General features: G+C 57.5%; 26 protein-coding genes. 20 read left to right on the top strand and 6 right to left on the bottom strand.

Translation table 11 applies throughout. The annotated features are described in order from the left end of the window. Nucleotides 1–25: 25 nt before the first annotated feature. The 5 genes from HMCN_RS0111115 to HMCN_RS0111095 all read right to left on the bottom strand — a co-directional run bounded on the left by HMCN_RS0111115 (nucleotide 26) and on the right by HMCN_RS0111095 (nucleotide 3656). Nucleotides 26–595 (bottom strand): elongation factor P, encoded by a 570-nt coding sequence (locus HMCN_RS0111115; protein WP_025917461.1) that lies wholly within the window; start codon nucleotides 593–595, stop codon nucleotides 26–28. Between the two features lie 139 nt (nucleotides 596–734). Continuing rightward, the gene (earP, locus tag HMCN_RS0111110) at nucleotides 735–1916 is read right to left on the bottom strand and encodes an elongation factor P maturation arginine rhamnosyltransferase EarP (RefSeq protein WP_025917460.1); all 1182 of its coding nucleotides are present in this window, start codon (nucleotides 1914–1916) and stop codon (nucleotides 735–737) included. 160 nt (nucleotides 1917–2076) lie between these two features. Next, nucleotides 2077–2655, bottom strand: a complete 579-nt coding sequence (locus HMCN_RS0111105) for an SRPBCC family protein (RefSeq protein ID WP_025917459.1) — start codon at nucleotides 2653–2655, stop codon at nucleotides 2077–2079. Between the two features lie 41 nt (nucleotides 2656–2696). Continuing rightward, a complete protein-coding gene (locus HMCN_RS0111100) occupies nucleotides 2697–3116 on the bottom strand; it encodes a cupredoxin domain-containing protein (protein WP_025917458.1) in 420 nt (139 codons plus the stop codon). 246 nt (nucleotides 3117–3362) lie between these two features. Beyond that, nucleotides 3363–3656 carry a 2Fe-2S iron-sulfur cluster-binding protein gene (locus HMCN_RS0111095; RefSeq protein WP_025917457.1) on the bottom strand — a complete coding sequence of 98 codons (294 nt, stop codon included), beginning with the start codon at nucleotides 3654–3656 and terminating at the stop codon, nucleotides 3363–3365. Between the two features lie 700 nt (nucleotides 3657–4356). Here HMCN_RS0111095 and HMCN_RS0111090 point away from each other — a divergent pair. The 8 genes from HMCN_RS0111090 to padI all read left to right on the top strand — a co-directional run bounded on the left by HMCN_RS0111090 (nucleotide 4357) and on the right by padI (nucleotide 11153). Then, a complete protein-coding gene (locus tag HMCN_RS0111090; RefSeq protein ID WP_025917456.1) occupies nucleotides 4357–4782 on the top strand; it encodes a thioesterase family protein in 426 nt (141 codons plus the stop codon). Between the two features lie 45 nt (nucleotides 4783–4827). Continuing rightward, a complete protein-coding gene (locus tag HMCN_RS0111085; RefSeq protein WP_025917455.1) occupies nucleotides 4828–5475 on the top strand; it encodes a 4Fe-4S dicluster domain-containing protein in 648 nt (215 codons plus the stop codon). After that, nucleotides 5472–6371: a dimethyl sulfoxide reductase anchor subunit gene (locus tag HMCN_RS0111080; protein WP_025917454.1), complete on the top strand. Its 900-nt coding sequence runs from the start codon at nucleotides 5472–5474 to the stop codon at nucleotides 6369–6371. Before HMCN_RS0111085 ends, HMCN_RS0111080 begins: the two co-directional genes overlap by 4 nt. A gap of 36 nt (nucleotides 6372–6407) precedes the next feature. Beyond that, nucleotides 6408–6980 (top strand): NADH-dependent phenylglyoxylate dehydrogenase subunit gamma, encoded by a 573-nt coding sequence (gene padE / locus HMCN_RS0111075; protein ID WP_025917453.1) that lies wholly within the window; start codon nucleotides 6408–6410, stop codon nucleotides 6978–6980. Beyond that, nucleotides 6977–7267: an NADH-dependent phenylglyoxylate dehydrogenase subunit delta gene (gene padF, locus HMCN_RS0111070; protein ID WP_025917452.1), complete on the top strand. Its 291-nt coding sequence runs from the start codon at nucleotides 6977–6979 to the stop codon at nucleotides 7265–7267. The genes padE and padF overlap by 4 nt, the downstream gene beginning before the upstream one ends. Continuing rightward, entirely contained in the window at nucleotides 7264–8487 is a 1224-nt protein-coding gene (padG, locus tag HMCN_RS0111065) for an NADH-dependent phenylglyoxylate dehydrogenase subunit alpha (RefSeq protein ID WP_025917451.1), read from the top strand. The genes padF and padG overlap by 4 nt, the downstream gene beginning before the upstream one ends. A gap of 74 nt (nucleotides 8488–8561) precedes the next feature. Beyond that, nucleotides 8562–9818 carry an NADH-dependent phenylglyoxylate dehydrogenase subunit epsilon gene (gene padH / locus HMCN_RS0111060; protein WP_025917450.1) on the top strand — a complete coding sequence of 419 codons (1257 nt, stop codon included), beginning with the start codon at nucleotides 8562–8564 and terminating at the stop codon, nucleotides 9816–9818. 3 nt (nucleotides 9819–9821) lie between these two features. Then, a complete protein-coding gene (gene padI / locus HMCN_RS0111055) occupies nucleotides 9822–11153 on the top strand; it encodes an NADH-dependent phenylglyoxylate dehydrogenase subunit beta (RefSeq protein WP_025917449.1) in 1332 nt (443 codons plus the stop codon). A 53-nt stretch (nucleotides 11154–11206) separates the two neighbouring features. Here padI and HMCN_RS19290 read toward each other — a convergent pair whose 3' ends face one another. After that, nucleotides 11207–11500 carry a hypothetical protein gene (locus HMCN_RS19290; protein WP_155837540.1) on the bottom strand — a complete coding sequence of 98 codons (294 nt, stop codon included), beginning with the start codon at nucleotides 11498–11500 and terminating at the stop codon, nucleotides 11207–11209. Nucleotides 11501–12209: 709 nt separating this feature from the next. Between HMCN_RS19290 and bzdN the strand changes: the two genes are divergently transcribed. From bzdN to HMCN_RS0110990, 12 genes are all read left to right on the top strand, one after another. Continuing rightward, on the top strand, nucleotides 12210–13346 hold the full coding sequence (bzdN, locus tag HMCN_RS0111045; RefSeq protein ID WP_025917447.1) for a benzoyl-CoA reductase, bzd-type, subunit N: 1137 nt from the start codon (nucleotides 12210–12212) through the stop codon (nucleotides 13344–13346). A gap of 36 nt (nucleotides 13347–13382) precedes the next feature. After that, complete coding sequence (bzdO, locus tag HMCN_RS0111040) at nucleotides 13383–14690, top strand: benzoyl-CoA reductase, bzd-type, subunit O (RefSeq protein ID WP_025917446.1); 1308 nt, start codon at nucleotides 13383–13385, stop codon at nucleotides 14688–14690. Nucleotides 14691–14711: 21 nt separating this feature from the next. After that, nucleotides 14712–15521 (top strand): acyl-CoA dehydratase activase, encoded by an 810-nt coding sequence (locus HMCN_RS0111035; protein WP_025917445.1) that lies wholly within the window; start codon nucleotides 14712–14714, stop codon nucleotides 15519–15521. A gap of 34 nt (nucleotides 15522–15555) precedes the next feature. Then, nucleotides 15556–16452 (top strand): benzoyl-CoA reductase, bzd-type, subunit Q, encoded by an 897-nt coding sequence (gene bzdQ, locus HMCN_RS0111030; RefSeq protein ID WP_025917444.1) that lies wholly within the window; start codon nucleotides 15556–15558, stop codon nucleotides 16450–16452. A gap of 113 nt (nucleotides 16453–16565) precedes the next feature. Then, nucleotides 16566–16850, top strand: coding sequence for a ferredoxin (locus HMCN_RS0111025; protein WP_025917443.1), 285 nt, complete (start codon nucleotides 16566–16568; stop codon nucleotides 16848–16850). Then, complete coding sequence (locus tag HMCN_RS0111020) at nucleotides 16828–17142, top strand: hypothetical protein (protein ID WP_035626733.1); 315 nt, start codon at nucleotides 16828–16830, stop codon at nucleotides 17140–17142. The genes HMCN_RS0111025 and HMCN_RS0111020 overlap by 23 nt, the downstream gene beginning before the upstream one ends. Before the next feature lie 56 nt (nucleotides 17143–17198). Continuing rightward, on the top strand, nucleotides 17199–17651 hold the full coding sequence (locus tag HMCN_RS0111015; protein ID WP_025917441.1) for a GNAT family N-acetyltransferase: 453 nt from the start codon (nucleotides 17199–17201) through the stop codon (nucleotides 17649–17651). A 327-nt stretch (nucleotides 17652–17978) separates the two neighbouring features. After that, entirely contained in the window at nucleotides 17979–18629 is a 651-nt protein-coding gene (locus HMCN_RS0111010; RefSeq protein ID WP_025917440.1) for a PHP domain-containing protein, read from the top strand. A 338-nt stretch (nucleotides 18630–18967) separates the two neighbouring features. Beyond that, the gene (locus HMCN_RS0111005) at nucleotides 18968–21115 is read left to right on the top strand and encodes an indolepyruvate ferredoxin oxidoreductase subunit alpha (protein ID WP_025917439.1); all 2148 of its coding nucleotides are present in this window, start codon (nucleotides 18968–18970) and stop codon (nucleotides 21113–21115) included. Continuing rightward, complete coding sequence (locus HMCN_RS0111000; protein WP_051566921.1) at nucleotides 21112–22707, top strand: indolepyruvate oxidoreductase subunit beta family protein; 1596 nt, start codon at nucleotides 21112–21114, stop codon at nucleotides 22705–22707. Before HMCN_RS0111005 ends, HMCN_RS0111000 begins: the two co-directional genes overlap by 4 nt. A gap of 149 nt (nucleotides 22708–22856) precedes the next feature. Beyond that, nucleotides 22857–23288: a hemerythrin domain-containing protein gene (locus tag HMCN_RS0110995; protein WP_025917437.1), complete on the top strand. Its 432-nt coding sequence runs from the start codon at nucleotides 22857–22859 to the stop codon at nucleotides 23286–23288. A gap of 29 nt (nucleotides 23289–23317) precedes the next feature. Beyond that, nucleotides 23318–24640, top strand: coding sequence for a hypothetical protein (locus tag HMCN_RS0110990; protein WP_035626730.1), 1323 nt, complete (start codon nucleotides 23318–23320; stop codon nucleotides 24638–24640). Nucleotides 24641–24809: the final 169 nt, after the last annotated feature.

The raw sequence follows: 24809 nt of genomic DNA, 5'->3' as shown, positions 1-24809 counted from the left end.
GTTTNTTTTTGTCGGCGGGAAGGTGTTATCCCCGTTTCTTGAACTCGTTGGTGCGTGTATCGATTTCAATCTTGTCGTCTGAGCTGATAAACAATGGCACCATGACGATATGCTGGTTGGCTTCAATGGCATTTTCAATCTTGGCTTCTTTCAGGACGTTGCCCGAAGTGTTGCCCTTGACCGCAGGTTCCGAATACACCACCTGGCGCACGATGGTCGTCGGCAGTTCGACCGAAATTGCCTTGCCGTCGTAAAAAACGGCTTCGCATTCCATACCGTCTTTCAGGTAGTGCAGCGCATCGCCCAGGTTTTCTTCTTCGATTTCATACTGTTCGTAGTCGGCATCCATGAACACGAACAGCGGATCGGCGAAGTAGGAATAGGTGACAGGTTTCTTGTCGAGTACGACGACGTCGAACTTGTCGTCGCCGCGGAAAACGTTTTCCTGAGGGCTATTTGTCAGAAGATTCTTCATCTTCCACTTGTAGGTGAAGCCGGTCCGGCTCGAGCCGTTGACATCAGAGCGCAAGACGATCATCGGCTTGCTGTCGACCATAATAATATTGCCAACACGAATTTCTTTTGCAGGTTTCATAGCGAATACACGTAAAAAGTAGGTTACATAAAAATCATCTGTAGCCTACTGGCAAAAAGCGCCGCAAGCCCACGTTTGATTGCATTTTATAATGCGTAAAAAATTAGCCGTATATTTTAACCCATATTTTGAATATTCCTTACTCAACTGTTGCGGCAAACTTCAGTAAATTGGATGCCAGGTCGCCATTTGCCGACAACTGGCGCTGCCAATCGATCGACATGACGGCAATTTCTTGCATATCGGCTTCGAGCAGCGGCCATAGCGCGGCCCAATCGACGGCTGCGTTTGCGATAGTCGTGGCGGCATTCCAGCCCAAGGAGAATTCGCTCAAGCTCGCTGTTTTTGCTGCATAGCGCTGCAAAAATGCGTTCAATTTAACGTGATGCAAGTCTTTGTCCTGGGGGTAGATATGCCAGATAAAAGGTTGGCCCGCCCACTGTGCGCGCACGAAGGAATCTTCTCCCCGCACGAAATTGAGATCGCATGCCCATAACAGCTTGTCGTATTCGGGCTGCGGAATAAAAGGCAGCACACGCACGGTTAATGCACCGCGGGTCGCGCTTGCCCCGGCCTTCGCGGCTTGCCCAAGAAACGCCTGCACCGCGTCGGCGGCGACCCCTTCCGGCACCAGGCAGGTAATCGCGGTGCCGCTGCTTTGCCAGGCATCAAACAATGCCGAAACCGGCGCCTGCGGATAGCAAAACAGGGAGACCTTCAGGGATGCCATCTCTGCTGGCGTGACGCCGAATTGCCCGAGAAACGCCGCCATCGCAGTTGGATCGTGTCGAAATGCCTGGCGTTGTTGCTGCAATCCGGATTCGAGCAGCAAGCCGCCGGTTTTGCCGGTAAAGCCGGGAAAGAAAAAATGCTTGGTCAAAGACCGTGGTTGAGGCGACGGCAGTGCATGGCAACCTTCCACCCACTCTTCCGCGCTGAGGCCTTCCAGGTTCAGCCACACTGGACGCGGTGTGCGCTCTGCCATCGCCGCGATATACGCCGGCGGTATGTCGCAGGCAAAAAACTCAATCACGATATCGGCCACATCGCCGGGAGCAAACACGCCGTTCTGATCGCGCCAATGGCGCACCGTCACCGTGCCGATCTGTTGTTCATCGCGGTCGATGGCGACTTCCGGGCAAATCCGCTGAAAACTGCGCAAATCATCGACCCACAGGGTGACGGTGATGCCATGTTCCTGCTCCAGTTGCCGCGCCAAACGCCAGCAAATCCCAATGTCGCCATAGTTATCGACGACTTTGCAAAACAAGGCCAGCGATGTGGCCTGATGCTGTTTCCGATGTGTTTTTTGGTAGCTCAAGATTCAAATTCCAACAGTAATGGATGCCTTTTATTGGCAGGCCGCTTTGCATTCGACAGTGTAATGTAACAATGCCGCTCTCCGCATGGCACCGGATGCTGACAGATGGCCGATGAGCGCGACCTGATCGCCATCAGCGCAAGCGCGGAGATCTTACTTTTCAGGGCGTTTTGTCGATCTCGGTAATGATCGCCTCTAGCATCCGCCGCACGTCGCTGCGCATGAGGGCTGCGCCGAGCAGCGACGGCACGAAAAAATCCGGCTCCACCATGCCAGAATAGTTGATGCGGGTGCCGCTGGCGCCGTCCTGCGTGGCAGGGGCAAGTTCCCAATGCGTCGCGTAATGCTTCATGTCGCCCGCTACGAGGACGGCATCGAGGGTGGAGAACGGGTGTTCCGTCACGCGCACCACCATATGGATCTGGCGCGACAGGATGAAAAAGCCGATCCGGCCCACTTCTTCTATTGTCGCTTCCGGCCCGCTGCGCTCGAGCAGCCTCGATGACAGCAGATTCGGCACGAACTCGTGCAGCCGGTCGTAATCGGTCAGCACTTGCCACGCCCTTTGCTGCGAGCTGCGGGCAAAGCCGCTGGCGTGTATCTCGAAGAAGGACAGTTGATCCTGTTGCGTGCGCTGGACCGTGGCCGCAACGCCGGCGCTTTCCGCGCCATTCTGTGCCTGGGCAACAACAGGCGGCTGGCTCAGGATCAGCAGCAAAATCGGTAACAGAGGTTTCATGGCGCGGATGGCTTGATTGACGGCCGGCGGACGGTCCCGGCTTATGGCACCACTTCCAGCACGCCTTCCATTCCCTGTTCCCGGTGGCTCTTGAAAAACAGCAGTTTGTTGCGGCAATAGTAGGGATAGGCTCCGGTGGCGGTGGGGGTGAATGTGACCTTGCCAATCTCGGTGCTCAGCACCCGGTCCAGCACGATCCCGGCCTCGGGCGCCTTGATCACCAGCGTGTGCGGCACGATCCCGGTCTCCCGGCTGAGCGTGAGTTCGACCGGCAGATTCACCTTGACTACCAGGTGCCGCGGCTTGAAAAAATAATCTCCGCCGACAATGGCCGCGCGCTGAATGCCGTCGGCATCCAGCCGCGCCACCACTGTACCCAGTTCTTGAGGCGCATCGGCGCGCGCTGAAGCGGTCGCCAAGCCGCAAAGAATGGCGATGAAAATCGGCAGCAGCTTTCTCATGGCGATTTCCTTCAAAGAGCCTGTTAGGTGGTCAGCGCAAGGCAGTCGGCCGCGCACACTCCAACAAAATGGAGACATGCACGCCCCGATCATGAATAGACCGTGATTTCCGCTACTAATTCAATTTCATTGAATCCGCAGTAATTTTATAGGCATAGGAGTATTTTTTTATCGCGCAATGAAATCGTGTGGAAAATGCATGATTTTATAAAAAATACATGGAGTATATGAGTGGACTACGCTACGTCAGGATTGTCGCGCCGCGTGCGGCACCTCGAGCACCAGATCGGATTCCGGATGGGCGACGCAGGGCAGAATGAGGTTGTCAGCCTTTTCCTCCGCGCTCAGTCCCGGCCAATCGATGCTGTAGCGCACACGTCCGCTGCGCAGGCGGCAGATGCAGGTGCGGCAAGTGCCGTTTCTGCAGGAACTCGGCAAGCGAATGCCTGCCAGTTGCGCAGACGCCAGCAATGACAGAGAACCGGGAGCATCAAATTCCCATCCTTGGGGCGCGATGGCGACAGAAAAAGAGGCGCTCATGCGGCCGCATCTGCGTGGCTGCACTCGGTACGGAACCAGCAGCAATCGGTCGGAAAGTAAGGGGGATTTTTTTTCTGCATGTTCTTGTATCAGATGGCTTGCACTGTGGATCTGCTATGCGCTGCTGGATTTCCAGCGCTGTGTCGCCTACATCCGGCTCTTGAAAAATACGCAGCAATTTTATCGCCTTGAAGACGGAGCCGCTTCCGCCCGTTATCGAAACGCCTGCGTGATTTTGCCAGCGCATACACACCGTGATTGCCCTGCCAGACGTTTTCAAGGTCAGAACCGGATTCGCTCGCCCCAACCCCTTCCTCCGGGAGAGGGCGAAAACGGGGCGCGATGAAGTCAAGACTTCATCGCGCCGAATCAATCGTCTGGTGGGGTTTCTTGGCCCAGGCAGGGCGGCGATGCGACTTCCCTGTCGGATGTATAAAAATGCATTTGAAATATAATTTTGTGAAAATAAAATGCAACTAAAAATGCTAGAAAATGTTTTTGCGATATGCGTTTGAGATTGTCATTTAATAAGCTACCAATATGTCAATACGTAATATCGTGAGATTTAGGCATGAGTCCTGACCGGTTGATAAATGCAATATCCTTCCTTTTTGCATTGACATCAACCATTTTCTAGCTTAAATTGATACAAAAATGCAGAATGGTTCTGTAAAACTGAATCACAAACTTGGAGGCGACAATGAAAGATACTTTGCAAGCTGAATTAACCGCGGTCCGGCGCATTACGATCGACAAGCCGCGTACAGTTGATTTTCTGGGGGAACAGCTGCGCGTGTATGCAACACCGGAACTGGTGCGCGATTTCGAGGTGGCTTGCCGCGAGTTCTTGCTCGAATTCTGCGATGCCGGCGAGGATTCGGTAGGTACGGGAATCAACATCACGCATGGCGGCGCAACCTTGCTCGGCATGCAGGTCGAAATCACGATCACGGTTACGGCGGTGGAGGGGCGCAAGGTCACTTTCCTGCTGGTCGCACGTGATGGCGCCGAGGAAATTAGCCGCGGTGAGCACAGCCGCTTCGTGATACAAGTCGACAAGCTGCGCGCCAAGGTGGCCGCCAAAGCAGCGCTGACCGCAAGCCCGGCGCTGTCGTCGGCAGCATGATTTCCACAGACGATCGTTTGTGCATTTTAACTTTAGGGTGACGACATGACACGCTATGTGATGGTGGTTGATCTGCGCCGCTGCGTCGGTTGCCAGACTTGCACTGCAGCATGCCGGCATGCGAATGCGACGCCGCCCGGCGTGCAGTGGCGCAAGGTACTCGACTTTGAAAGCGGCGAATACCCGGACGTGAATCGCAGCTTCGTGCCGGTCGGCTGCATGCACTGCGGCGAGCCGCCGTGCGTCGAGGTATGCCCGTCGCAAGCGACCAAAAAACGGGCCGACGGCTTGGTTACCATCGATTACGACGTCTGTATCGGTTGCGGCTATTGTGCGGTCGCCTGTCCGTATCAGGCGCGTCAAATCGTGCATCGCGCCCACTTTGCGTACAACGACAGCGCCAGTGCGTCGGAGGCGGTGCGCGCCGATCCGAAGCGGATCAACGTCGCCACCAAATGCACATTCTGCATCGACCGTATCGATAGTGCGGCGGAAAAAGGGCTGACGCCGGGCGTCGATCCGGAAGTCACGCCAGCCTGCGTCAATTCGTGCATCGCCAGCGCCCTTGCATTCGGCGACCGCGACGATCCGCACAGTAACGTTTCGCAGTTGTTGCGCGAAAACCGGCAATTCCGCATGCACGAGGAACTCGGTACCGACCCCGGCATGTATTACCTTTGGGATAAGACATGAATGCAGGCAACCAAAGCAGGCCGCAGCATCAGACCAATTGGGACTGGCGCGCCGCCGGTAATTTCATCGGCGGCGGCGCCGGCAGCGGACTGCTGTTGTTCGCCGCAATTTCCTCCGTAGCCGGAGTTTCGTCTGTCGTACCGGTTGGCGCCGCGCTGGCGCTGATTGCACTCGGGTTGTTTTGCGTGTGGCTCGAAATCGGCCGGCCATGGCGTTCGATGAACGTGATGCTGCATGCGCGGACGTCGTGGATGACGCGCGAATCGCTGGTGGCACCGTTCCTGTTCGGATCCGGCCTGATCGCGCTGGCGACTGGCAGCGCAGTGGCGCTCTGGCTGGGCGCGCTGCTGGCCATGCTGTTTTTGTATTGCCAGGCGCGGATTCTGAACGCTGCCAAGGGAATACCTGCCTGGCGCCAGAAACTGGTGGTGCCGCTGATCGTCGCCACCGGCCTGACCGAGGGTGTTGGCTTGTTGGCGCTGCTGACGGCGCTGGCCGGTGCGCCCCGGATAGCCTGGCTACCGTCGGTGCTGCTGTTCGTGTTGATGGTGCGGGCGCTACTGTGGCGCGCCTACCGCCGGAAGTTGGCGACGCGTGGTGCGCCGCAACAGGCGTTGGCGGTGCTTGATCGGCTCGAATTGCCTTTCATTAAGATCGGCCACTGGGCGCTTGTACCGGTGCTGCTGCTGGTGCTGCTGCAGCCGACCCTGGCTTCGGCGCAGTGGCTAACCGCGCTGGCGGGTCTGGTTGCGGTTGCCGGCGGCTGGTTGTTCAAGTACACGCTGATCGTGCGCGCCGGCTACAACCAGGGCTACGCTCTGGCGCAGGTGCCGGTACGCGGCAGCGCCAATCCGGGAAGCGGCCTGGCATCCCGGCCGGGCTGGAATAAATTCTAGTAAAAAATTGCCACGGCAACCAACCAAGAGGTAGAGATGGTCGAAATTCGTATACATGGCCGTGGCGGGCAGGGAGCCGTGATGGCAGGCGGTATCCTGGCGACCGCGCTGGTGCTGGAGGGTAAGCACGTGATCTCAATCCCGTCGTTCGGCTTCGAGCGGCGCGGCGCACCGGTGTCGAGTTTTCTGCGTTTCGGTGAACACCCGATCCGGCAGATGACCAATATCTACCATCCGAATTGCGTACTGTGCATCGACCCGACGGTAGGCCGCGCCACCAATATTTTCGATGGTATTTGCGATCACGCGGTGTGGGTCCAGACCACTGCCAAGCCGCTAGCCGAATTGCAGTTTCCGGAGCAGGTTGAAACCGTCGGTTTGTGCGATGCGGTGTCGATTGCGCTCGCTGTATTCAAGCGCTCGATCACCAACACCATCATGCTTGGCGCCTTCGCTAAAACCACCGGCTTCGTTTCGCTCGATGCATTGCGGCAGGCGGTGCAGAAATCCGATTTCCGCGATGCCGGCCTGCGCCAGAACATGGAAGCGCTGGAGCGCGGTTACAACGAAACCACAGTGCACCAGATTGAAAGGAAGGCTGCGGCATGAGCCAACAATCCAAACCCATGTTCGACGCGTCGACCATCCCGGGCGATCTGTGCCCGATTGCCGCCAAACTGAACCCGATGCTGCCCGGCGACTGGCGCAGCATGCGACCCGTGGTCAACCGGGACAAGTGTGTCAAGTGCGCAGTGTGCTGGCTGTATTGTCCGGTGCAATGCGTGGTTGAAAAAGCCGCCTGGTTTGATTTTGATCTTGCCACCTGCAAAGGCTGCGGCATCTGCATGCGCGAGTGTCCGCATGGTGCAATCCGCATGATCGAGGAGGTGGCATGAGCGCCGTTCTTAAGCCGAAACAGGCATTCGCAGTCTGCGATGGTAACGAAGCGGCGGCACTGGCAGTGGCGTTGTCGGATGTCGACATGGTCGCGATATACCCGATCACGCCGCAGTCGTCGCTGGTCGAATACCTGGCCAAATTCGCCGCCGAAGGCAAACTGGATGCCGAGATCGTCGATGTCGAAGGCGAACATTCGGTACTGTCAGTGCTGCATGGTGCCGCGCTGGCTGGCGCCCGCACCTATACCGCCACTTGCGGACCCGGGCTGGCGTTCATGTTCGAGCCGTACATGCGCACTCCTGGCATGCGCATGCCGCTGGTGATGACTATCGTCACGCGCGATACGCTGACGCCGCAGAGCGTCTGGGGCGGACATCAGGATGCAATGTCGGTGCGCGAAGTCGGCTGGGTCCAGATGTATTGCGAAACGGTACAGGAAGTGCTCGATACGACGATCATGGCGTACAAGATTGCCGAGCACCACGACGTGATGCTGCCGGTCAATGTCTGTCATGACGGCAACTATCTGTCGTACGGCGCGACCCGGGTTGAGTTGCCCGATCAGGCCGAGGTATCCGCTTTTCTTGGTACTCGCGACGTCAACTGGCATGCCGCGCTCGACCCTGACCGGCCGATGGCGATCGATCCGCTGACCGGCGGCGCCGGTGGCCCTGGACCGTCGCTGTTCGTGCGTTACCGCAAGGGCCAATGCGGCGGCATGCAAAATTCATTGAGAATTATCGAAGAGGTTCATGCCGAGTGGGGGCAGCGCTTCGGTCGCCACCATGCGCCGCTGGTTGAATCCTACCGGATGGACGACGCCGACTACGCGCTGGTCACGATCGGCTCGATGACGGGTGCTGCCAAGGATGCGGTGGATGAAGCGCGCAATCGCGGCCAACGGGTCGGCTTGCTGAAGGTCAAGACCTTCCGGCCGTTCCCGGTGCAGGCGATGGTGCGCGCGCTAGGCAATGTGAAGGCGGTCGGCGTGGTTGACCGCTCGGTCAGCTTCGGCTGGAATTGCGGCCCGTTGTATCAGGAAATGCTCGGCACGCTATACCACGCGCCGGTGAAGATTGCGGTCATGAGTTTCATCGGCGGACTGGCCGGTGCCGACATGACGACTGACCACTTCAGTCACGTGATCGAGCGCACCGCAGCGATGGCACGCGGCGGCGCACCGGGCGAAACCGTGTGGCTGAACGAACATGACTAGGGATCCAGACTGTCTGTTGCGGGCATGGCCAACTCGAACAGCGTTTGCACGATGCGACGATGAGGAACAATATTATGCAGCAAACTGAATACCTGATTGTCGGCGCCAGCCACGCGGCGCTGGCCGCAGTGCAGGCGATCCGCATGCACGACCAGACTGGCAGCGTCACCGTAGTATCGAAAGACGATGCGCTGCCGTATTCGCCGACCGTACTGCCATACGTGGTATCCGGCCGCTCCGATCCGCAGAACGTGTTTCTGCGCGACGATGCTTATTTTTCGCAGCACAACGTCGATTACCGGAAAGGTGCGGCATTGGCCGCACTCCACGCCGGCGACAACCGGGTGCGGCTGACCAGCGGCGCTGAAATCAGTTACCAGAAGCTGCTGTTGGCGACCGGTGCAGCACCGCAATTGCCGCCGGTACCCGGGCTGGACAGCATCGATTATCACGTGCTGCGCAGCCTTGACGATGCAGTGCGGCTGCAGCAGGCGCTGGCCGGAAGCCGGCAGGCCATCGTGCTCGGGGCCGGCTTAGTCGGTATGCACGCGGCCGAGAATCTGGCCAAGGCAGGGGTCCAGGTGACCGTAGTCGAGATGCAGCCGACCGTGCTGGCCGGTTATTTCGATAGCGCCGCGACCGCGATCATCGAGAGCGTGTTTGCCGCTAAGGGGGTGTGCCTGATGATGGGCAACAAGGTAGTGCGACTATCACCGAATCCGAACGGCAAGGGTGCGCAAGTGACGCTGGCCAATGGCGCCGAACTGGTGGCCGATCTGCTGCTGGTGTCGACCGGGGTGGCGCCAGTGATCGACTTCCTGACCGGTACCGGTGTTACCACCGGGCGCGGTATCCTGGTTGACGACACGATGCGGACCACGGTTGACAATATCTGGGCCGCCGGTGATGTGGCGCAGGCGCGCGGTTTCTACGATGCTGGCGCCAAGGTCATCAATGGCATTTTGCCCGACGCCGTCGAGCAGGGCAAAATTGCCGGCATGGCGATGGCCGGAGATCCGGCCCTGAAACACTACCCCGGCGGCGTGCCGCTGAATACCTACAGTTTTTTCGGTCAGCAGGCAGTCTCGGTGGGCAGTCAGAGCGAAGGCGAAGTGGCGCTGCAGGAAGTCGATGCAGCCCGCAATAGCTACCTGAAGATCGTGATGCAAGACGGTCGCCTGACCGGCATTTTCGGCATCAACGTCGCCTTCGATCCAGGCGTAATGTGGGAGCTGATCCTGCGCCGGATCGACCTGACGCCGTTACGCGAAAAATTCCTGGCCGCGCCGCAACGCACGGCGCGCCACCTGATGTCCAGCACCTGGAGATAAGCAATGGGCACTGCCTACAATACGATAGCCTTCAAGGCTGATCTGTGCGACGGTTGCAATGCCTGCATGACTGCCTGCGCCGACGTCAAGGGTGGCAGCAGCGACGCTAGTAACCCGCTCAAAAATGCCCGCATTCAGATCGTCGCCGACGAAGCCGATGGCTACGGACTGGCGCTATGCCGCCAGTGCGGCGACCCGAAATGTGTTTCTAATTGTCCGGCCGGCGCGTTGACCAAGAATGGCAGCAGCGGCGTGATCGATTGGGATGGCGGCAAATGCGTAAACTGCCTGCTGTGCACTGTTGGCTGCAGCTACGGTGGCATTGCCCACAATGTGGCTGAAGGCCATGTGGTCAAATGCGACACCTGCGGCGGCGACCCGGCCTGCGTCAAGGCCTGCCCGACCGGGGCACTGAAATATCTGACGACGTCGCGTATCTACAACGAGGTCGGCGCGCTGGAAGACCTGTTCGTGCCGGGATTGGCCGGCTGCCAAGGTTGCAACACTGAACTTATCATGCGCCATACGTTGCGCCGGGTTGGGCCGGAAACGGTGCTGGCTACACCGCCCGGTTGCATCCCTGGTATGGGTTCGGTCGGTTACAACGGACTGACCGGCACCAAGGTCCCGGTATTTCACCCGCTGCTGACTAATACTGCGTCGATGCTGACGGGCATCAAGCGCCACTACAAGCGCCAGGGACGCAAGATAACCGCCATGGCGCTGGCCGGCGATGGCGGCGCCTCCGATGTCGGCTTCCAGTCGCTGTCCGGCGCTGCCGAACGCGGTGAGCAAATTCTCTTTATCTGCGTCGATAACGAGGGTTACATGAATACGGGCATGCAGCGTTCCAGTTGCACCCCGTTTGGTGCCTGGACCACTACCACGCCGGTCGGCGAACACGGCAAGGGCAAGACGCAGGATGCTAAGAACATGCCGGTGCTGATGATGATGCACAATTGCGCATACGTGGCGACCGCGTCGACCGCATTCATGGAAGACTTGTACGAGAAACTGGATAAGGCGATTGCCGCGGCGGAAACCGGTTTTGCCTACCTTCACATTTATTCGCCATGCACTACTGGCTGGCGCTTTCCGTCGCACGAGAATATCGAGGTCGCGCGCAAGGCGGTCGAGACCAATTTTGTCATGCTGTGGGAATTCAATCCGCGCGACGGTTTACAACTGAGCCGGCCTCTGGACCAGCCGCTGCCGCTGGCCGATTACCTCGAAGTACTCGGCAAGTATCGGCATTTGGAGCCGGATCAGGTCGCGCACATCCAGGCTTCATTGGAACGTAACGTTGGCTTTATCAAGGGTCTGGTGAAGGTCTGATTCGATTTCAAATAGATCGTAAAAATGGACTCTGGCAGATGTTCTTATTCCGGTTAAGTGCGATGCAGTACCGGATCAAAGGCTTCTCCCTGGTTTGAGTACGCCAAAGCGCGATGAGTCCAATTACGCATCAGGGTGCCGATAATGCGCTTTGGCAGCTTACCCGATGTAGTCAGACGTTCGCCAAAGTGCCTGCCAAAAGATGTTTTGTGCAAGGCCGCCATGGCCGGTATATGCGGCGCCTTGCTCAAGAAAGTATGGCCAATCCCGGATCTGACGTGGGTTACTCCTGACGCTGCTGCCGGTTCGTTCTGATGCGGATAAAGACTGAGTTGAACGATCCACATTTTCAAAATCCAATCCGCGAAATATGCGGAATGCAGGGAAAAGGCGGGTTCAGCGCGCTTGGCGTTGCCTTTTCCGGCTTCTGACCCGCCATGTTCCCGCTATGGGCGCACCAAACAATTCAAAGCATATTTCATGCGCTGGAACTGTAGGGCAGTCGCTGGCGGGGCGGCACGTGATTATCGATGTCAAGTGTGCATGCGGTCGCATGATCGCATCAAGGTGACAGCAGACTATCCCATTGTCGCCAGTTGCAAATGGATGGTCCGGCGTCTGTTGCATTCAGACCGTCAATACTGCCTGCAACAGCTGCCTCTGCCTCAAACAGCCACTGGTGCGCTTTCATGGGGGCACCGTTTGACTTGAAAGCCATATCGAACGGCGCAAGATGCCGGAGCCGCTTCGTCAAAAAAACATGCGACCCGGCGCGTGTCTGCATTCTGTTCTCGAGAACAAGCACTTCTATATGGAGCTGCGTCATAGCCTGTTTCGCTATGACAGTTCATGTGGCAGTGACTGTCATCCTCTTCAAAAGTAAGTGCAATGCATATTGAAATAAATTTATGCAATATAGTTCATTTATTTATTGACAGAGGCATCCCTATGTCATAGAATCAATCTTAAGCAATATAGTGCATTAAAAATTATACAAATGCAAAATATTGCATGACCCGGGCAAAAGCCCTAACCGACCGACAAAAGGACGCATTTATGAGCGGATTATTTGATCAGTTCAAGTCATGGTATGAAGATCGCCACGATTATGCCAAGGCCTGGAAACAGAAAACAGGCAGACAAGTTGTTGCAACCATGTGTACTTACACCCCAGAAGAAGTTCTGATTGCTGCCGGCATGTTACCGGTCCGGGTGCTGGGTGCGCACGAGCCGCAAAACGTGACTGAACCGCATATCTTCGGTATGTTCTGCCCGTTTTCCCGCGACTCGCTGTCGCAGGGCTTGCTGGGCCGTTACGATTACTGCACCGGGGTCACGCTGACGCAAGCGTGTATCCAGTATCGTCAGACCTTCAACTCGTGGCGCATGCACGTGCCGACGGTGCAGTGGGATTATTACCTGCCAATGCCAAACGAGGTGCAGTCGAAGTTCGCTAAACTGCTGCATTACTCCGAGGTCAAGAAGTTCCGTACCTTCATGGAAGGCGTAATCGGCAAGCCGATTACCGACGACGAACTGCGCCGTTCGACCGAACTGGTCAATGAAAACCGCCGTTTGCTGCACGAGCTTTATGAATATCGCAAGGAAGCCAACCCGCGTGTAACCGGCGTCGATGCGCTGTATGCATCGATTACCGCGCAGTTCATCGACAAGGAAGACCATAACCGCGAACTCAAGCGCGTGCTGGCCGAACTGCCGAAACAGCCGCAGAACCGGATCGAGGGAGTGCGTTTCATGACCATTGGCTCTGAAAACGACGACGTCTCGTTCATGGCAATGGTTGAGTCAGTCGGTTCCACTATCGTGATCGATGATCAATGCTCCGGCACCCGCAATTTCTGGAACGAAGCGCGCATCCAGGACGATCCAATTGCAACCATCTCAGACCGTTATTGCGAACGCCCGGCCTGTCCGACCAAGGATTATCCGGCACACACCCGCTTTGACCATGTGGTGAAGCTGGCGAAGGATTACAACGCGCGTGCTGCGATCTTCCTGCAGCAGAAATTCTGCGATCCGCACGAAGGCGATTTCCCGGATCTGAAGGAACACTTGGAAAAAAACGGCATCCCGTGTCTGTTCCTCGAGTTCGATATCACCAACCCTATCGGACCGTTCCGCATCCGGATCGAGGCTTTCCTCGAAACGATGAGTGAAGAAGAATTGTTCTGAGCGAGCGCGTAACCTATTAAGAGGAGTAACGATCAAATGGCAAAATATCCTACCGAGCCACTCAAGTGCTGGAAGAAGGCCAAAGAGTTGCGCGAACAGTATTACCTGAACTATGCGCGTGCACATGAAACCGGCGGCATCCGCTGGTCCGGGTCAGCCTGGGCGCTGGATGCGATCCCGGCCGGCCTTGGCAACGACGTCTACTCGCTGACCGGTGAGCCATATGGCGCAGCGGTTGCGCTGGACAAAAAATTCAATCAGGAATGTCAGAACGCTGCCGAATCGGCTGGTTTTGCACGTGACCTGTGCGCCTATATGCGTACTTATTGGGGTTCGATCTACCTCGACAAGTACCTGTTCGGCGGCCCATTCCCAAAACCGGACTTCAATTTTCAGAGCCAGATCTGCTGCTCGCACGCCAAGTGGTACCAGCATGCGTCGAAGCTCGAAAACACGCCAGTCAATTTCATCGACGTCTCGGTCGGTCCGTACAAGGATCTCACGGAAGATCGTCTGATGTATGTGGTCAATCAAGGGCTGGAGTCGATCGAGTGGATGGAAAAAGTCACCGGCCGCAAGTACAACGATGAGCTGTTCATCGAAGCGGTCAAGAACGAGATGCGTTCGACCTCGCTGTGGGCCGAAATCTGCTGCCTGAACAAGGCCAAGCCGGCGCCGCTCGATGAAAAAACCATGTATTCGCTGTACGTGCTGGCGACGCTGTCGAAATCCTCCAAGTGGTGTGCCGACTTCTACGAAGAATGCCGCGACGAAGTCAAGGATCGGGTTGCGCGTGGCATTGCTGCGGTGCCGAACGAACGCGCTCGCGTGATGTCGGATACCCAACCGCCATGGGCGTTTCTGAAAGTGTTCCGCTACCTCGAAGAGTTCGGTGCAGTTTCGATTGGCTCGCTGTACACCTTCGGGCTTGAAGGCATCTGGGAAACCAAGCCAGACGGCAGCTGGGGGCCGCGCACTACGCCGATGGAGCAGGGTATTGAGATCACTACCCGCGAACAGGCGATGAGACTGTATTGCGACTGGAATCTGTCGAAGCCGCAATGGCAGCATTTCTACGATCCGCGTCTGAAGACCGAGATGATGAAGACCATTGTCAAGGAATGGGGTGTCGACGGCGTAATGTTGCATCTGAACCGCGGCTGCGAAGGTCTGTCGCTCGGCATCATGGAAAACCGTCTCGGCCTGGCCGCAGCCGGCATCCCGGTGATGACGTATGAAGGAAACATGGGTGATGAGCGCGAATTTGATATCGGCCGTACCCAAAACAGGGTCGATTCCTTTATGGAAACGCTCAACATCAAGCGCGATTTCATCCACGCCTGAACACACTAAGGAGGATTAACAATGATTACCGCTGGTATCGACATGGGTTCCCGCACCGTTAAGGTGGTGTTTTTGGAGCAACTCAATATCAAGGATGCGCCGCAGTTGAAGTGGGGCGTTAAGGGCAAACACATGATGTTCCCGGATGAGCTGGACATGGACGTCGCCGCCGATAAGGCGCTGGCAGACGGTATGGCAGAATTCGGCATCACCCGCGACCAGATCACGCACATCGTTTCAACCGGTGCCGGCCGCAAGCAGGTCCGCTTTGCCGACTCCGACGTTACTGAAGTGTCTGCCGGTGCCCGTGGCGCGGTCTACATGTGTCCGGCAGCGCAAACAGTGGTCGATGTTGGCGCCGAAGAAGGACGCGGCATCAAGGCGAATAACGAAGGCAAGGTGGTCGATTTTGCCGGTAACGAAAAATGCGCGGCCGGTGCCGGCGCCTTCGCCGAGTCGATGGCGCGAGCGCTGCAACTGACGCTCAAGGACTTCGGCGAAGCCAGCCTGCGTTCGGATCGCACGATTCCGATGAATGCACAGTGCACCGTATTCGCCGAATCCGAAGTGGTATCGCTAATCCACTCGGACACGCCGAAAGAAGACATCGCCAAGTCAGTGCTCGATGCGGTTGCCAGCCGGGTTTGCGCGATGGTGCGCCGGGTCGGCATCGAAGGCGAAGTAATCTTGATCGGCGGTATGGTCAACAACCCGGGCTTCGTGCGTTCGCTCAAGGAAGCGCTCGGCGTCGACCACGTCAACCTGCCGGACATGCCGGAATACATTAGCGCGCTGGGTGCGGCACTCATCGCAACCGAAGGCCACGCTTAATCAGCGTAATCGGATAACTCGGAAAGGAACCATCATGACAGCTGGAGAGAAAAAAGAGTACTGGCGCTGGCAGGAAAACTGCTGGCTCGACGAGTCGAAAGACTGGCGTAGCGCCAAAATCATCACCGCCGGCATTGACGTCGGTTCGGTTAGCTCGCAGGCGGTAATTTGCGTCGACGGCGAACTGTTCGGCTACAACAGCATGCGTACCGGCAACAACAGCCCTGATTCGGCGACCAATGCGATCAACGGCATTCTGGACAAGGCAGGCATGAAGCTGTCGGACGTGACCTACGTGATCGGCACCGGTTATGGCCGTGTCAACGTACCGTTTGCGCACAAGGCGATCACCGAGATTGCCTGCCATGCACGCGGCGCCAACTACATGGGCGGCCCATCGGTGCGCACCATCCTCGACATGGGCGGCCAGGATTGCAAGGCGATCCATTGCGATGAAAAAGGCAAGGTCACCAACTTCCTGATGAACGACAAATGCGCTGCCGGCACCGGGCGCGGAATGGAAGTGATCGCCGATCTGATGCAGATCCCGATCGCCGAACTCGGCCCGCGCTCGTTCGACGTCGATGTCGAGCCGGAAGCGGTGTCGTCGACCTGCGTCGTGTTCGCCAAATCGGAAGCGCTCGGCTTGCTCAAATCCGGCTACACCAAGAACAAGGTGATCGCCGCCTATTGTCAGGCGATGGCGGAACGCGTGGTGTCGCTGATCGAACGGATCGGCGTTGAAGATGGCTTCTTCATCACTGGCGGCATCGCCAAGAATCCAGGCGTGGTCAAGCGCATTGAAAAACTGCTCGGCACCAAGGCGATCGATACCAAGATCGATAGCCAGATCGCCGGCGCACTCGGTGCGGCGCTGTTCGGTTACACGCTGATGCAGAAACAGGGTGCTACCGCAGCTAAGGCTGCCTAACGCCTCCCACTCCGCCCTCTCCCGCCGGGAGAAGGCGGGCAGTGATCCCGAATTGCTGCAACCGGATTCGGGCTGAACCAACAATGGCGCTTATGCGCCGGGGAGAACGCTCCATGATCGCCAACTATGGCTACAAGGACGGATCGGGCGAGTATTACATCAGCATCGATACTGATAACTGCATCGACTGCAGTGCCGGGCGCGCCTGCCTGACCGCCTGTCCGAAGCAAATGTTTGAAACTATGACCGATGATTACGACGATGAAGTCGTTGCGGTCAAGCAATCGTTTCGCCGCACACTCGGCTTCGATTGCGCCGATTGCAAGCCGGCCAGCGGTTATGATAGCCTGCCTTGCAGTACTGCCTGTACGCCGGGTGCAATCAAACACTCGTGGTAAGCCGGCGATGGAACCGATCCGGTTGAAACTGGTGAAGGGCGGCAAGGAAGGTGACCTGCTGGCGCAAGGCTGGATCAAGCAGACCACGATTGGTGAGCCGCGCCTGTCCGAGATTGTCGAAAACTACAGGAAAATGGGTTACGAAGTTCACGTCATCGAGCACCCGGTCGAGGTTAATGGGGACAGCTGTAATAGCTGCTTCACGGCGGGAGCGGAGATCGGGCAGATGTATGGCGACGTGTTCATTCGTAAGAGCGGCAATAGCAAGCCGCTGGAAGATGAACTGTTTTAGATTAACCGGATTTTCCGGCAGACTGACTCACAGAAATTCACAAAAGGAGATTTCAGATGGCACTCCAGGAACCGAAAATGCGCGTCATGCGGCGCGACGATATTGATGCGGTGGTTGCGATCGATGCGCTGGTATCGAAACAGCAGCGGCGCGAGTATTACGAGCGCAAGATCGAAGCGGTCGTCAATAATCCGCACAACATCAACACCTCGCTGGTGGCAGAGCTGGACGGCAAGGTCAGCGGCTTCATTATGGGCGACGTCTATTTTGGCGAATTCGGCATTCCCGAAACCAGCGCTACGATCGATACCGTCGGCGTTCATCCGGAATACCAGAACCGGGGCGTCGCGCACGACTTGATGGACCAGTTCCTGACCAACATGAAAGGGGTCGGCGTTAAGAAGATTTACACGCTGGTCAACTGGAACGACTTCTCGCTGGAACGCTTCTTTGCCAACCACAAGTTCCAGCCGTCCAAGCGCATCAACCTTGAGCTGCAATTGCCCTGATATAATTTTAAAGGGGCTGGCCGGCTGCGACATTGAAGATATACCTTGTACGGTATATTTTTGATGGCAATTAACATGAGAGATAGGTGTGGCGTTTTTAGCTATACCCCATGATTTAATTGAATTGTGCGGGCTGGTCGGCGCGCTCTGCAAGATATCCCTCCCTCGTATTCGGGAGGGAGTCGACAAAGCGAATGATTTTGCATGCACCACTCCGGACCTGTGAAAGCCGGGGCGGGGTATTTTCCGAAAAAACCGCGGAAAAGCGCCAATCCCGCTTGCGCTACGTTCACCCGTTTTCTTAAAAATTTCCCCTCTCTGCCGCCTATGTGGATCGACACCCATTGCCACACCAAGCATTCGTACGACAATTGGCTCGAACCGCTCGACCTGATCCGGCGTGCCAAGACGCTCGGATTGGATGGGGTCGTGATCACCGAGCACTACTCGTATGAAGCATCACGGCCGGTTGAGGCGATTGCACGTGACGAGGGTTTTCTGTTGCTGCGTGGGGTCGAGATTGCGACTGACAAGGGCCATATGCTGGCATATGGCGTCGAGGATGATGCGTGGAATATATGGGGTCGTGATAACTGGCTGCCATTGCCGGCGGTGATCGAGCGCATCGCCGAACTGGGTGCGATCTGCGTGCCGGCGCATCCGTTTCGCGAAGTCGGCGTCTGCAGCCTGCTGGAAGACATCCTTGACCTGCAAGGAATTGCCGCGGTCGAAACACATAACGGCTCCAATTGCGAATCGGATAATGATCTGGCGGTTCGTGCAGCGAGTCACATGCGCTTGCCTAGCCTCGGCGGCAGCGACTGCCATAAGGTGTCAGCGGTCGGCCGCTGTGCCACCGAATTCCTGCAGCCGGTTACCGACATGGCCAGCTTCATTGCCGCGATCCGCGCCGGTGCCTGTCAGGGCAGCTATTACCCCGGCTATCGCTTGGCTGCGCCGTCCGCGCCAAGCCAGTAACACCGCGCAATTCAATGCATACTCTGCGGCGCGAAGGCGATGCGAATTAAACCCGCCAATTTCATGGTCATCGCTCCAGATCAATAAAATAACCGCCGCTTCATTTCTGCACAAAGCCACGTAGTGGCAATAAATCTCCTGGCGAAATAATTGCTTAGGAAGTATACTGCATTATTTTATATATTTGCAATTATTTATTGCAATATAATGCATTATATTCGTGTATTATATATTTTTTTGAGATATACTTCAGTTTATGGGGTTGCGCATAGTAGCAACATGCGTCTGGAGTAAGTGATGTGTGGTTCGTGCCATGCACGAAAGGTAAAGGGTGCGCAATGGAGAAGACCTACAAGCAGGAAGTGGCCGCGTTAACGATGGGAAGTGGCCAGGTGTTCCATGGCGAAGGCATCCTCGCGGTGACCAAGGCGCTGCTGCAATCGGGCGTCAGCTATATCGGCGGTTACCAGGGCGCGCCGATCTCGCATCTGCTCGACGTGCTCGGTGACGCCAGCGAGATACTCGACGAACTCGGCGTCCATTTTGAAACTGCTGCCAACGAAGCCGGCGCGGCGGCAATGCTGGCCGCCTCGATCAGTTACCCGCTGCGCGGTGCAGTCAGCTGGAAATCGATTGTCGGTACCAATGTCGCCTCTGACGCGCTGTCGAATGTTGCCTCCGCCGGCGTCAAGGGCGGCGCGCTGATCGTGCTGGGCGAAGATTACGGCGAAGGGGCCTCGATCATCCAGGAGCGCAGCCATGCGATTGCGATGAAGTCGCAAATCTGGTTGCTTGACCCGCGCCCGAATCTGTCCACCATCGTCGATATGGTGGAGCAGGGCTTTCAGCTATCGGAAGCCAGCAATACGCCGGTGATGCTGCAATTGCGGATTCGCGCCTGCCATCTGCACGGCAGCTTTGTCTGCAAGGATAACCGGGCGCCGAAGTTTTCACGCAAGAAACAGCTTAAGCAGCCGGTGTTTAATTTCGGCGTGATTCCGCTGCCGCCGTCGAACTACGAGCAGGAAAAGCATAAGGTAGAGGCTCGTTTGCCGGCCGCGCTGAAATTCATCCGCGAGCAAAATCTGAACGAATTTTTCGACGGCAGTAAGCGCGAAGTTGGCCTGATCCTGCAAGGCGGACTGTATAACACGGTATTGCGTTCCCTGCAGCAGCTCGGGCTGGCCGATGCGTTCGGCATTTCGTCGATTCCACTGTATGTGCTGAATGTCACCTACCCGCTGCTGCCGGATGAGATCACCCGCTTTTGCACCGGCAAGCGCGCAGTGCTGGTGCTTGAGGAAGGTCAACCGAATTTCATCGAAGACGCGATCAATGCGGCGCTACGCCGTGCCGACAACAACAATACCTTCGTGATCGGCAAGGAAGTGCTGCCGGTCGCCGGCGAATACACCGGCGAAGTGGTGCTGCGCGGCCTGACCCAGTTCCTGCAACTGTCGATGCCCGACGGCGTTGATCAGGCAGTGCTTGCGCAGCCCGGCGACACCATCAGCGAGACCAAGAAACAGGCGGCCGAGCTGCTGGGACAGCCGGTGCCGCCGCGCCCGCCCGGATTTTGCGTCGGCTGCCCGGAGCGTCCGGTGTTTTCGGCGCTGAAGCTGGCAGAAAAAGACGTCGGAAAAATCCACATCAGTGCAGATATCGGCTGCCATACCTTCTCAACGCTGGCGCCATTCAACCTCGGCAACACGGTGGTCGGCTACGGACTCGGGCTGGCCTCATCCAGCGCGGTGGCGCCGATGTTCAGCCAGCGCGTGGTCAGCATCATGGGCGACGGCGGCTTTTGGCATCAGGGCTTGACCACCGGCATCGCAAATGCGGTATTCCAGAACGATGACAGCGTGCTGATCATCCTGCAGAACGGCTATAGCTCGGCTACCGGCGCGCAGCAGATTCCATCGAGCCGCAACGGCATCGCGTCCGGTACCACCACCATCGGCATCAAGGACGTGCTGCAAAGCATGGGCGTGCAATGGGTGCGCACCGTGACCAGCTTCGAAGTCGGCGCGATGCAGGCGACACTGAATGAAGCGCTGACCACGCCGCACCCGGGTTTGAAAGTGATCATCGCCGACGGTGAATGCCAGCTCGAAAAACAGCGCCGCGTGCGCGTTGAAAACGCCCAACAGCTGGCGGCAGGGCAGCAGGTAACACGCAGCCGTTTCGGCGTCGATGCCGACCTCTGCACCGGCGACCGCTCGTGCATCCGGCTGTCGGGCTGCCCGTCGCTGACGCTGAAAGACAACCCCGACCCGTTGCGCACCGACCCGGTTACCACCGTAAACAATAGTTGCGTCGGCTGCGGCACCTGCGGCGAAGTGGCGCATGCCGCCACGCTCTGCCCATCGTTCTATCAGGCTGAGATCGTCCGCAATCCAGGCTGGCTTGACCGCACGCTCGACCGTTTGCGGCGCAGCGTGATCAAGCGTCTGCAACGCAGTACTACTGCCGGAGAAAACGCATGAATGCCCACCTGAGCCTGATCCAGCCGACTGCGGCACTGCCGGCGCGGCCGGTCACCATCCTGATTGCCGCACTCGGCGGCGAGGGCGGCGGTATGCTGGCCGACTGGCTGGTCGCCGCTGCCAGCGCCTGCGATCTGCCGGTGCAAAGCACCTCGATCCCCGGCGTCTCGCAGCGCACTGGCGCCACCACCTATTACGTTGAAATCTATCCGCTACCGCACGCCCAGCTTGGCGGCCGGGTGCCGGTGATGGCGCTGACGCCGACCCCTGGCGCGGTCGACCTGATGGCGGCGTCCGAATTGATCGAAGCCGGACGCGCACTCGAAAACGGCTATGTCAGCGCCGACTGCACCACTCTGGTCGGCTCCATTCATCGCGTGTATGCAGTGGTTGAAAAAGTGATTCCCGGCGACGGCCGTATCGATAGCGGCAGGCTGCTGGCTGCGCTGCCGCAACTTGCCAAGCGCGCTTTGCTGTTCGACATGGCGCAACTGGCGCAGCAAAGCGGCACTATAATCAATTCCGTGCTATTCGGGGCGATGGCCGGCTCTGGCGCTCTGCCTTTGCCGCGCGAAGCCTGCGAGCAGGCGATCCGCGCCACCGGCAAGGGTGCTGAAGCGAGCCTGCGCGGCTTTGCTGCCGGTTATGCGCAAGCTGCCGGAACCGTAAAACCCGCTATAGCAGCTACGCCGGCGCTGCCTGCACAGCCGATCGAACGCGTGCACCGCGTCTTCCCTTCGGAAACCTTCGCGCTGCTCGATGCCGGCGTCGCCCGCTTGACCGATTACCAGGATTCGGCCTATGCCGCGTTATACCTGGATCGGCTGGAGTCGGTGCTGGCGCTCGATCGTGAAGCCGGTGGTGCTGACAACGGCTATCGTCTGACGTGCGAAACCGGGCGCCAGCTGGCGTTGTGGATGAGCTATGAAGACGTGATCCGGGTCGCCGACCTTAAAACCCGCGCAAGCCGTTTCGCCCGGGTGCGTGCCGAAACCGGCGCCGCGCCCGATGAGTTGCTGCAGCTAACCGAATACCTGAAGCCGGGCCTCGATGAAGTCTGCTCGCTGCTGCCGCCATCGCTGGCGCAGCGTTTGCGCGACTGGGTGCAAAAGAAACCTGGCAGGGAAAAATCGTTGTCAGTGGCGGTGCGTCTCAAGACCAGCGCGTTGTCCGGCTTTCTGCTTCTGCGCGCAGTCAGCGGCCTGAAGCGTTGGCGCCGCAGCACCTCGCGCTACCACGAAGAGCAGGCGCTGATCGAGCGCTGGCTCGGCGCGCTCAAACGACTCGGTTTCGCGGTTCAAGATCTGGGGCTGGCGCTTGAAATCGCCGAATGCGCGCGACTGGTCAAAGGCTATGGTGACACCCATCGGACCGGCGTCGCGCATTTCAAGCGGATCTTCGACACCATCATCGAAAGCGGTACTGAAACCGATCCGGACAAGCTGACCGCCGCTATCCGGCGTGCCCGTCTGGCGGCGCTGTCCAATCCGGATGCAGTCACGAAACGGCCCGAGGGAGGGCAAGGTAAGACGGTGTTCTGGCTGGCGCGCAAGGATACCGATGGCGCAGAGCCGGCACGAGGCTGTCACTAATCAAATTTAAGTTGGGTATCATAAAAAACAACTATTATTTACATATGTATTTCCTTGCATTTTAAAAATACACGGTATAGTATATTTTAAATACATGTATCTCGGAATTACCGGTTTTATCTATTTTCAAGAAAGCCAGAGGAACTCAAATGGACAACATCAGCGACTTCATGACCAGCAATCACCATGCCTGTGACGAGCTGTTTGCCAGCGCCGAGGAAAGCGTTGGCAATGGCAACTGGGTCAAGGGCAACAGCGATTTTAGTGCTTTCCTGGCGGCGATGAAGCAACATTTCAAGATGGAAGAAGAAGTGCTGTTCCCCGCTTTCGACGCCAAAACCGGGATGGATATGGGGCCGACATTCGTGATGCGTTCCGAACACAAGCAGATGAACAAGGTCTTCGACGACATGCTGCAGACGCTGGCGGCAAAAGACAGCGATGGTTATCTCGGTTTATCCGAAACCCTGCTAATGCTGATGCAGCAGCACAACATGAAGGAAGAACAAATGCTGTACCGAATGATGGATCAGCATCTGGCCGCAGAAACGCCGACGCTGCTGAAGCAGATTGGCGCGTAACTAGCCAGCGTAATCCGGAGGATCAAACCGTGCAGCAAGGTAGCCTTAATTTGCAGCAGGCGCCGCCGATCGGGGTGCCGTTTCGTTTTTTTCTGAGCGCGCCGCTGTTTGGCCTGCTGGCTGCGGCCGTGATGCTGTTGCAGGGGCCGGATCTGTTCGTATCGCGCTGGTCGTTATCGACGCTGGCGGTCACCCACCTGATCACGCTCGGCTTCATGACAATGGTGATGGTCGGCGCCATGATGCAGATGCTGCCGGTACTGGCCGGTGCGCCGGTACCACGGCCGAAGCTGGTAGCAGCAATCGTGCATCCGCTACTGGTACTTGGAACCCTGCTGCTGGCGGGCGGCTTCCTGCTGGTTCAGCCGCACCTGCTGCAATGCGCGGTGGTTTTACTGGGAACCGGGCTGACCGTATTTTTCTGCAGTATGCTGCTGTCGCTGTCGCGGGTGTGCAACCCGACTGCTACCATCCACGCGATGTGGCTGGCTAGTATTGCGTTCGGTATCACGATAGGACTCGGCCTGACGCTCGGCTACAGCCATGGTTGGGGGGCGCTCTTGCCAAGTCAGTCGCTGCGCGACTTGCATCCAGCATGGGGACTGATTGGCTGGGCCGGCTTGCTGGTGATAGGCGTCGCCTACCAGATTGTGCCGATGTTCCAGATGACACCTGGCTACCCGCGTTGGTTGATGCGCAGTCTGACCGCCAGCGCCTTCGTCGTGCTTGCACTATGGTCGCTGGCGCAATGGCAAGGCGTCGGAAACTGGACATGGCTGCGCATCGCCTGCGTTTGCCTGTTGGTCGCCGCTTACGGCGTATTCGCCGCCATCACGCTCGATCTGCAAAGTCGCCGTCGTCGTCGCATGCCTGATGTCACGCTCGAATTCTGGCGCGCCGGCATGATTTTCCTGCTGCTGGCGGCGTTGCTGTGGCTGTCGCGCCAGTTGCCCGCACTCGCGTTCGCGCAGTCGGATGTATTGTTGGGCGTGCTGGTAATCGCCGGTGCCGCAGTTTCGTTCATTAGCGGCATGCTGTACAAGATCATGCCGTTCTTGGCATGGTTTCACCTGCAAGCGTTGCCGGCGAGTGACCGGCCGCTGCCGAACATGAAAGCTATCCTGCCTGAAAAAGCCCAGCGCCGGCAGTTGCGATTGCATTTGGCATCGGTCGGCTTGCTGATCGCTGCCGCGCTCTGGCCAGCGCTGTTTGCCTATCCGGCGGCGTTAGTTTTTGGCGCCGCGATGGCATTTTTGATGGCTAATCTTGTCAGTGTCGCCCGCGTGTATCGGGCTTGCCTGCAGCGTGTAACTCAGACAGACCTTTCTTCCAGCTTGGCAAAACGTGCGTAAACAGCGTGAACAGGATTTTGTTTTTTTATGCGATGTGTTTAATGCCAGGTTGGGACGCACATCATGGTACGGCACAGTACATGTTACTCAGCATGTTGCATAAATTAGGTTGACGTTTATTTACTGATCACTACGAAAGGACTTTACTAAAAATGAGCTCAGCATTCAC

The organism is Herminiimonas sp. CN (genome assembly GCF_000622895.1).
GTDB lineage: Bacteria > Pseudomonadota > Gammaproteobacteria > Burkholderiales > Burkholderiaceae_D > AVCC01.
This window is presented reverse-complemented; position numbering and strand designations above follow the sequence as displayed.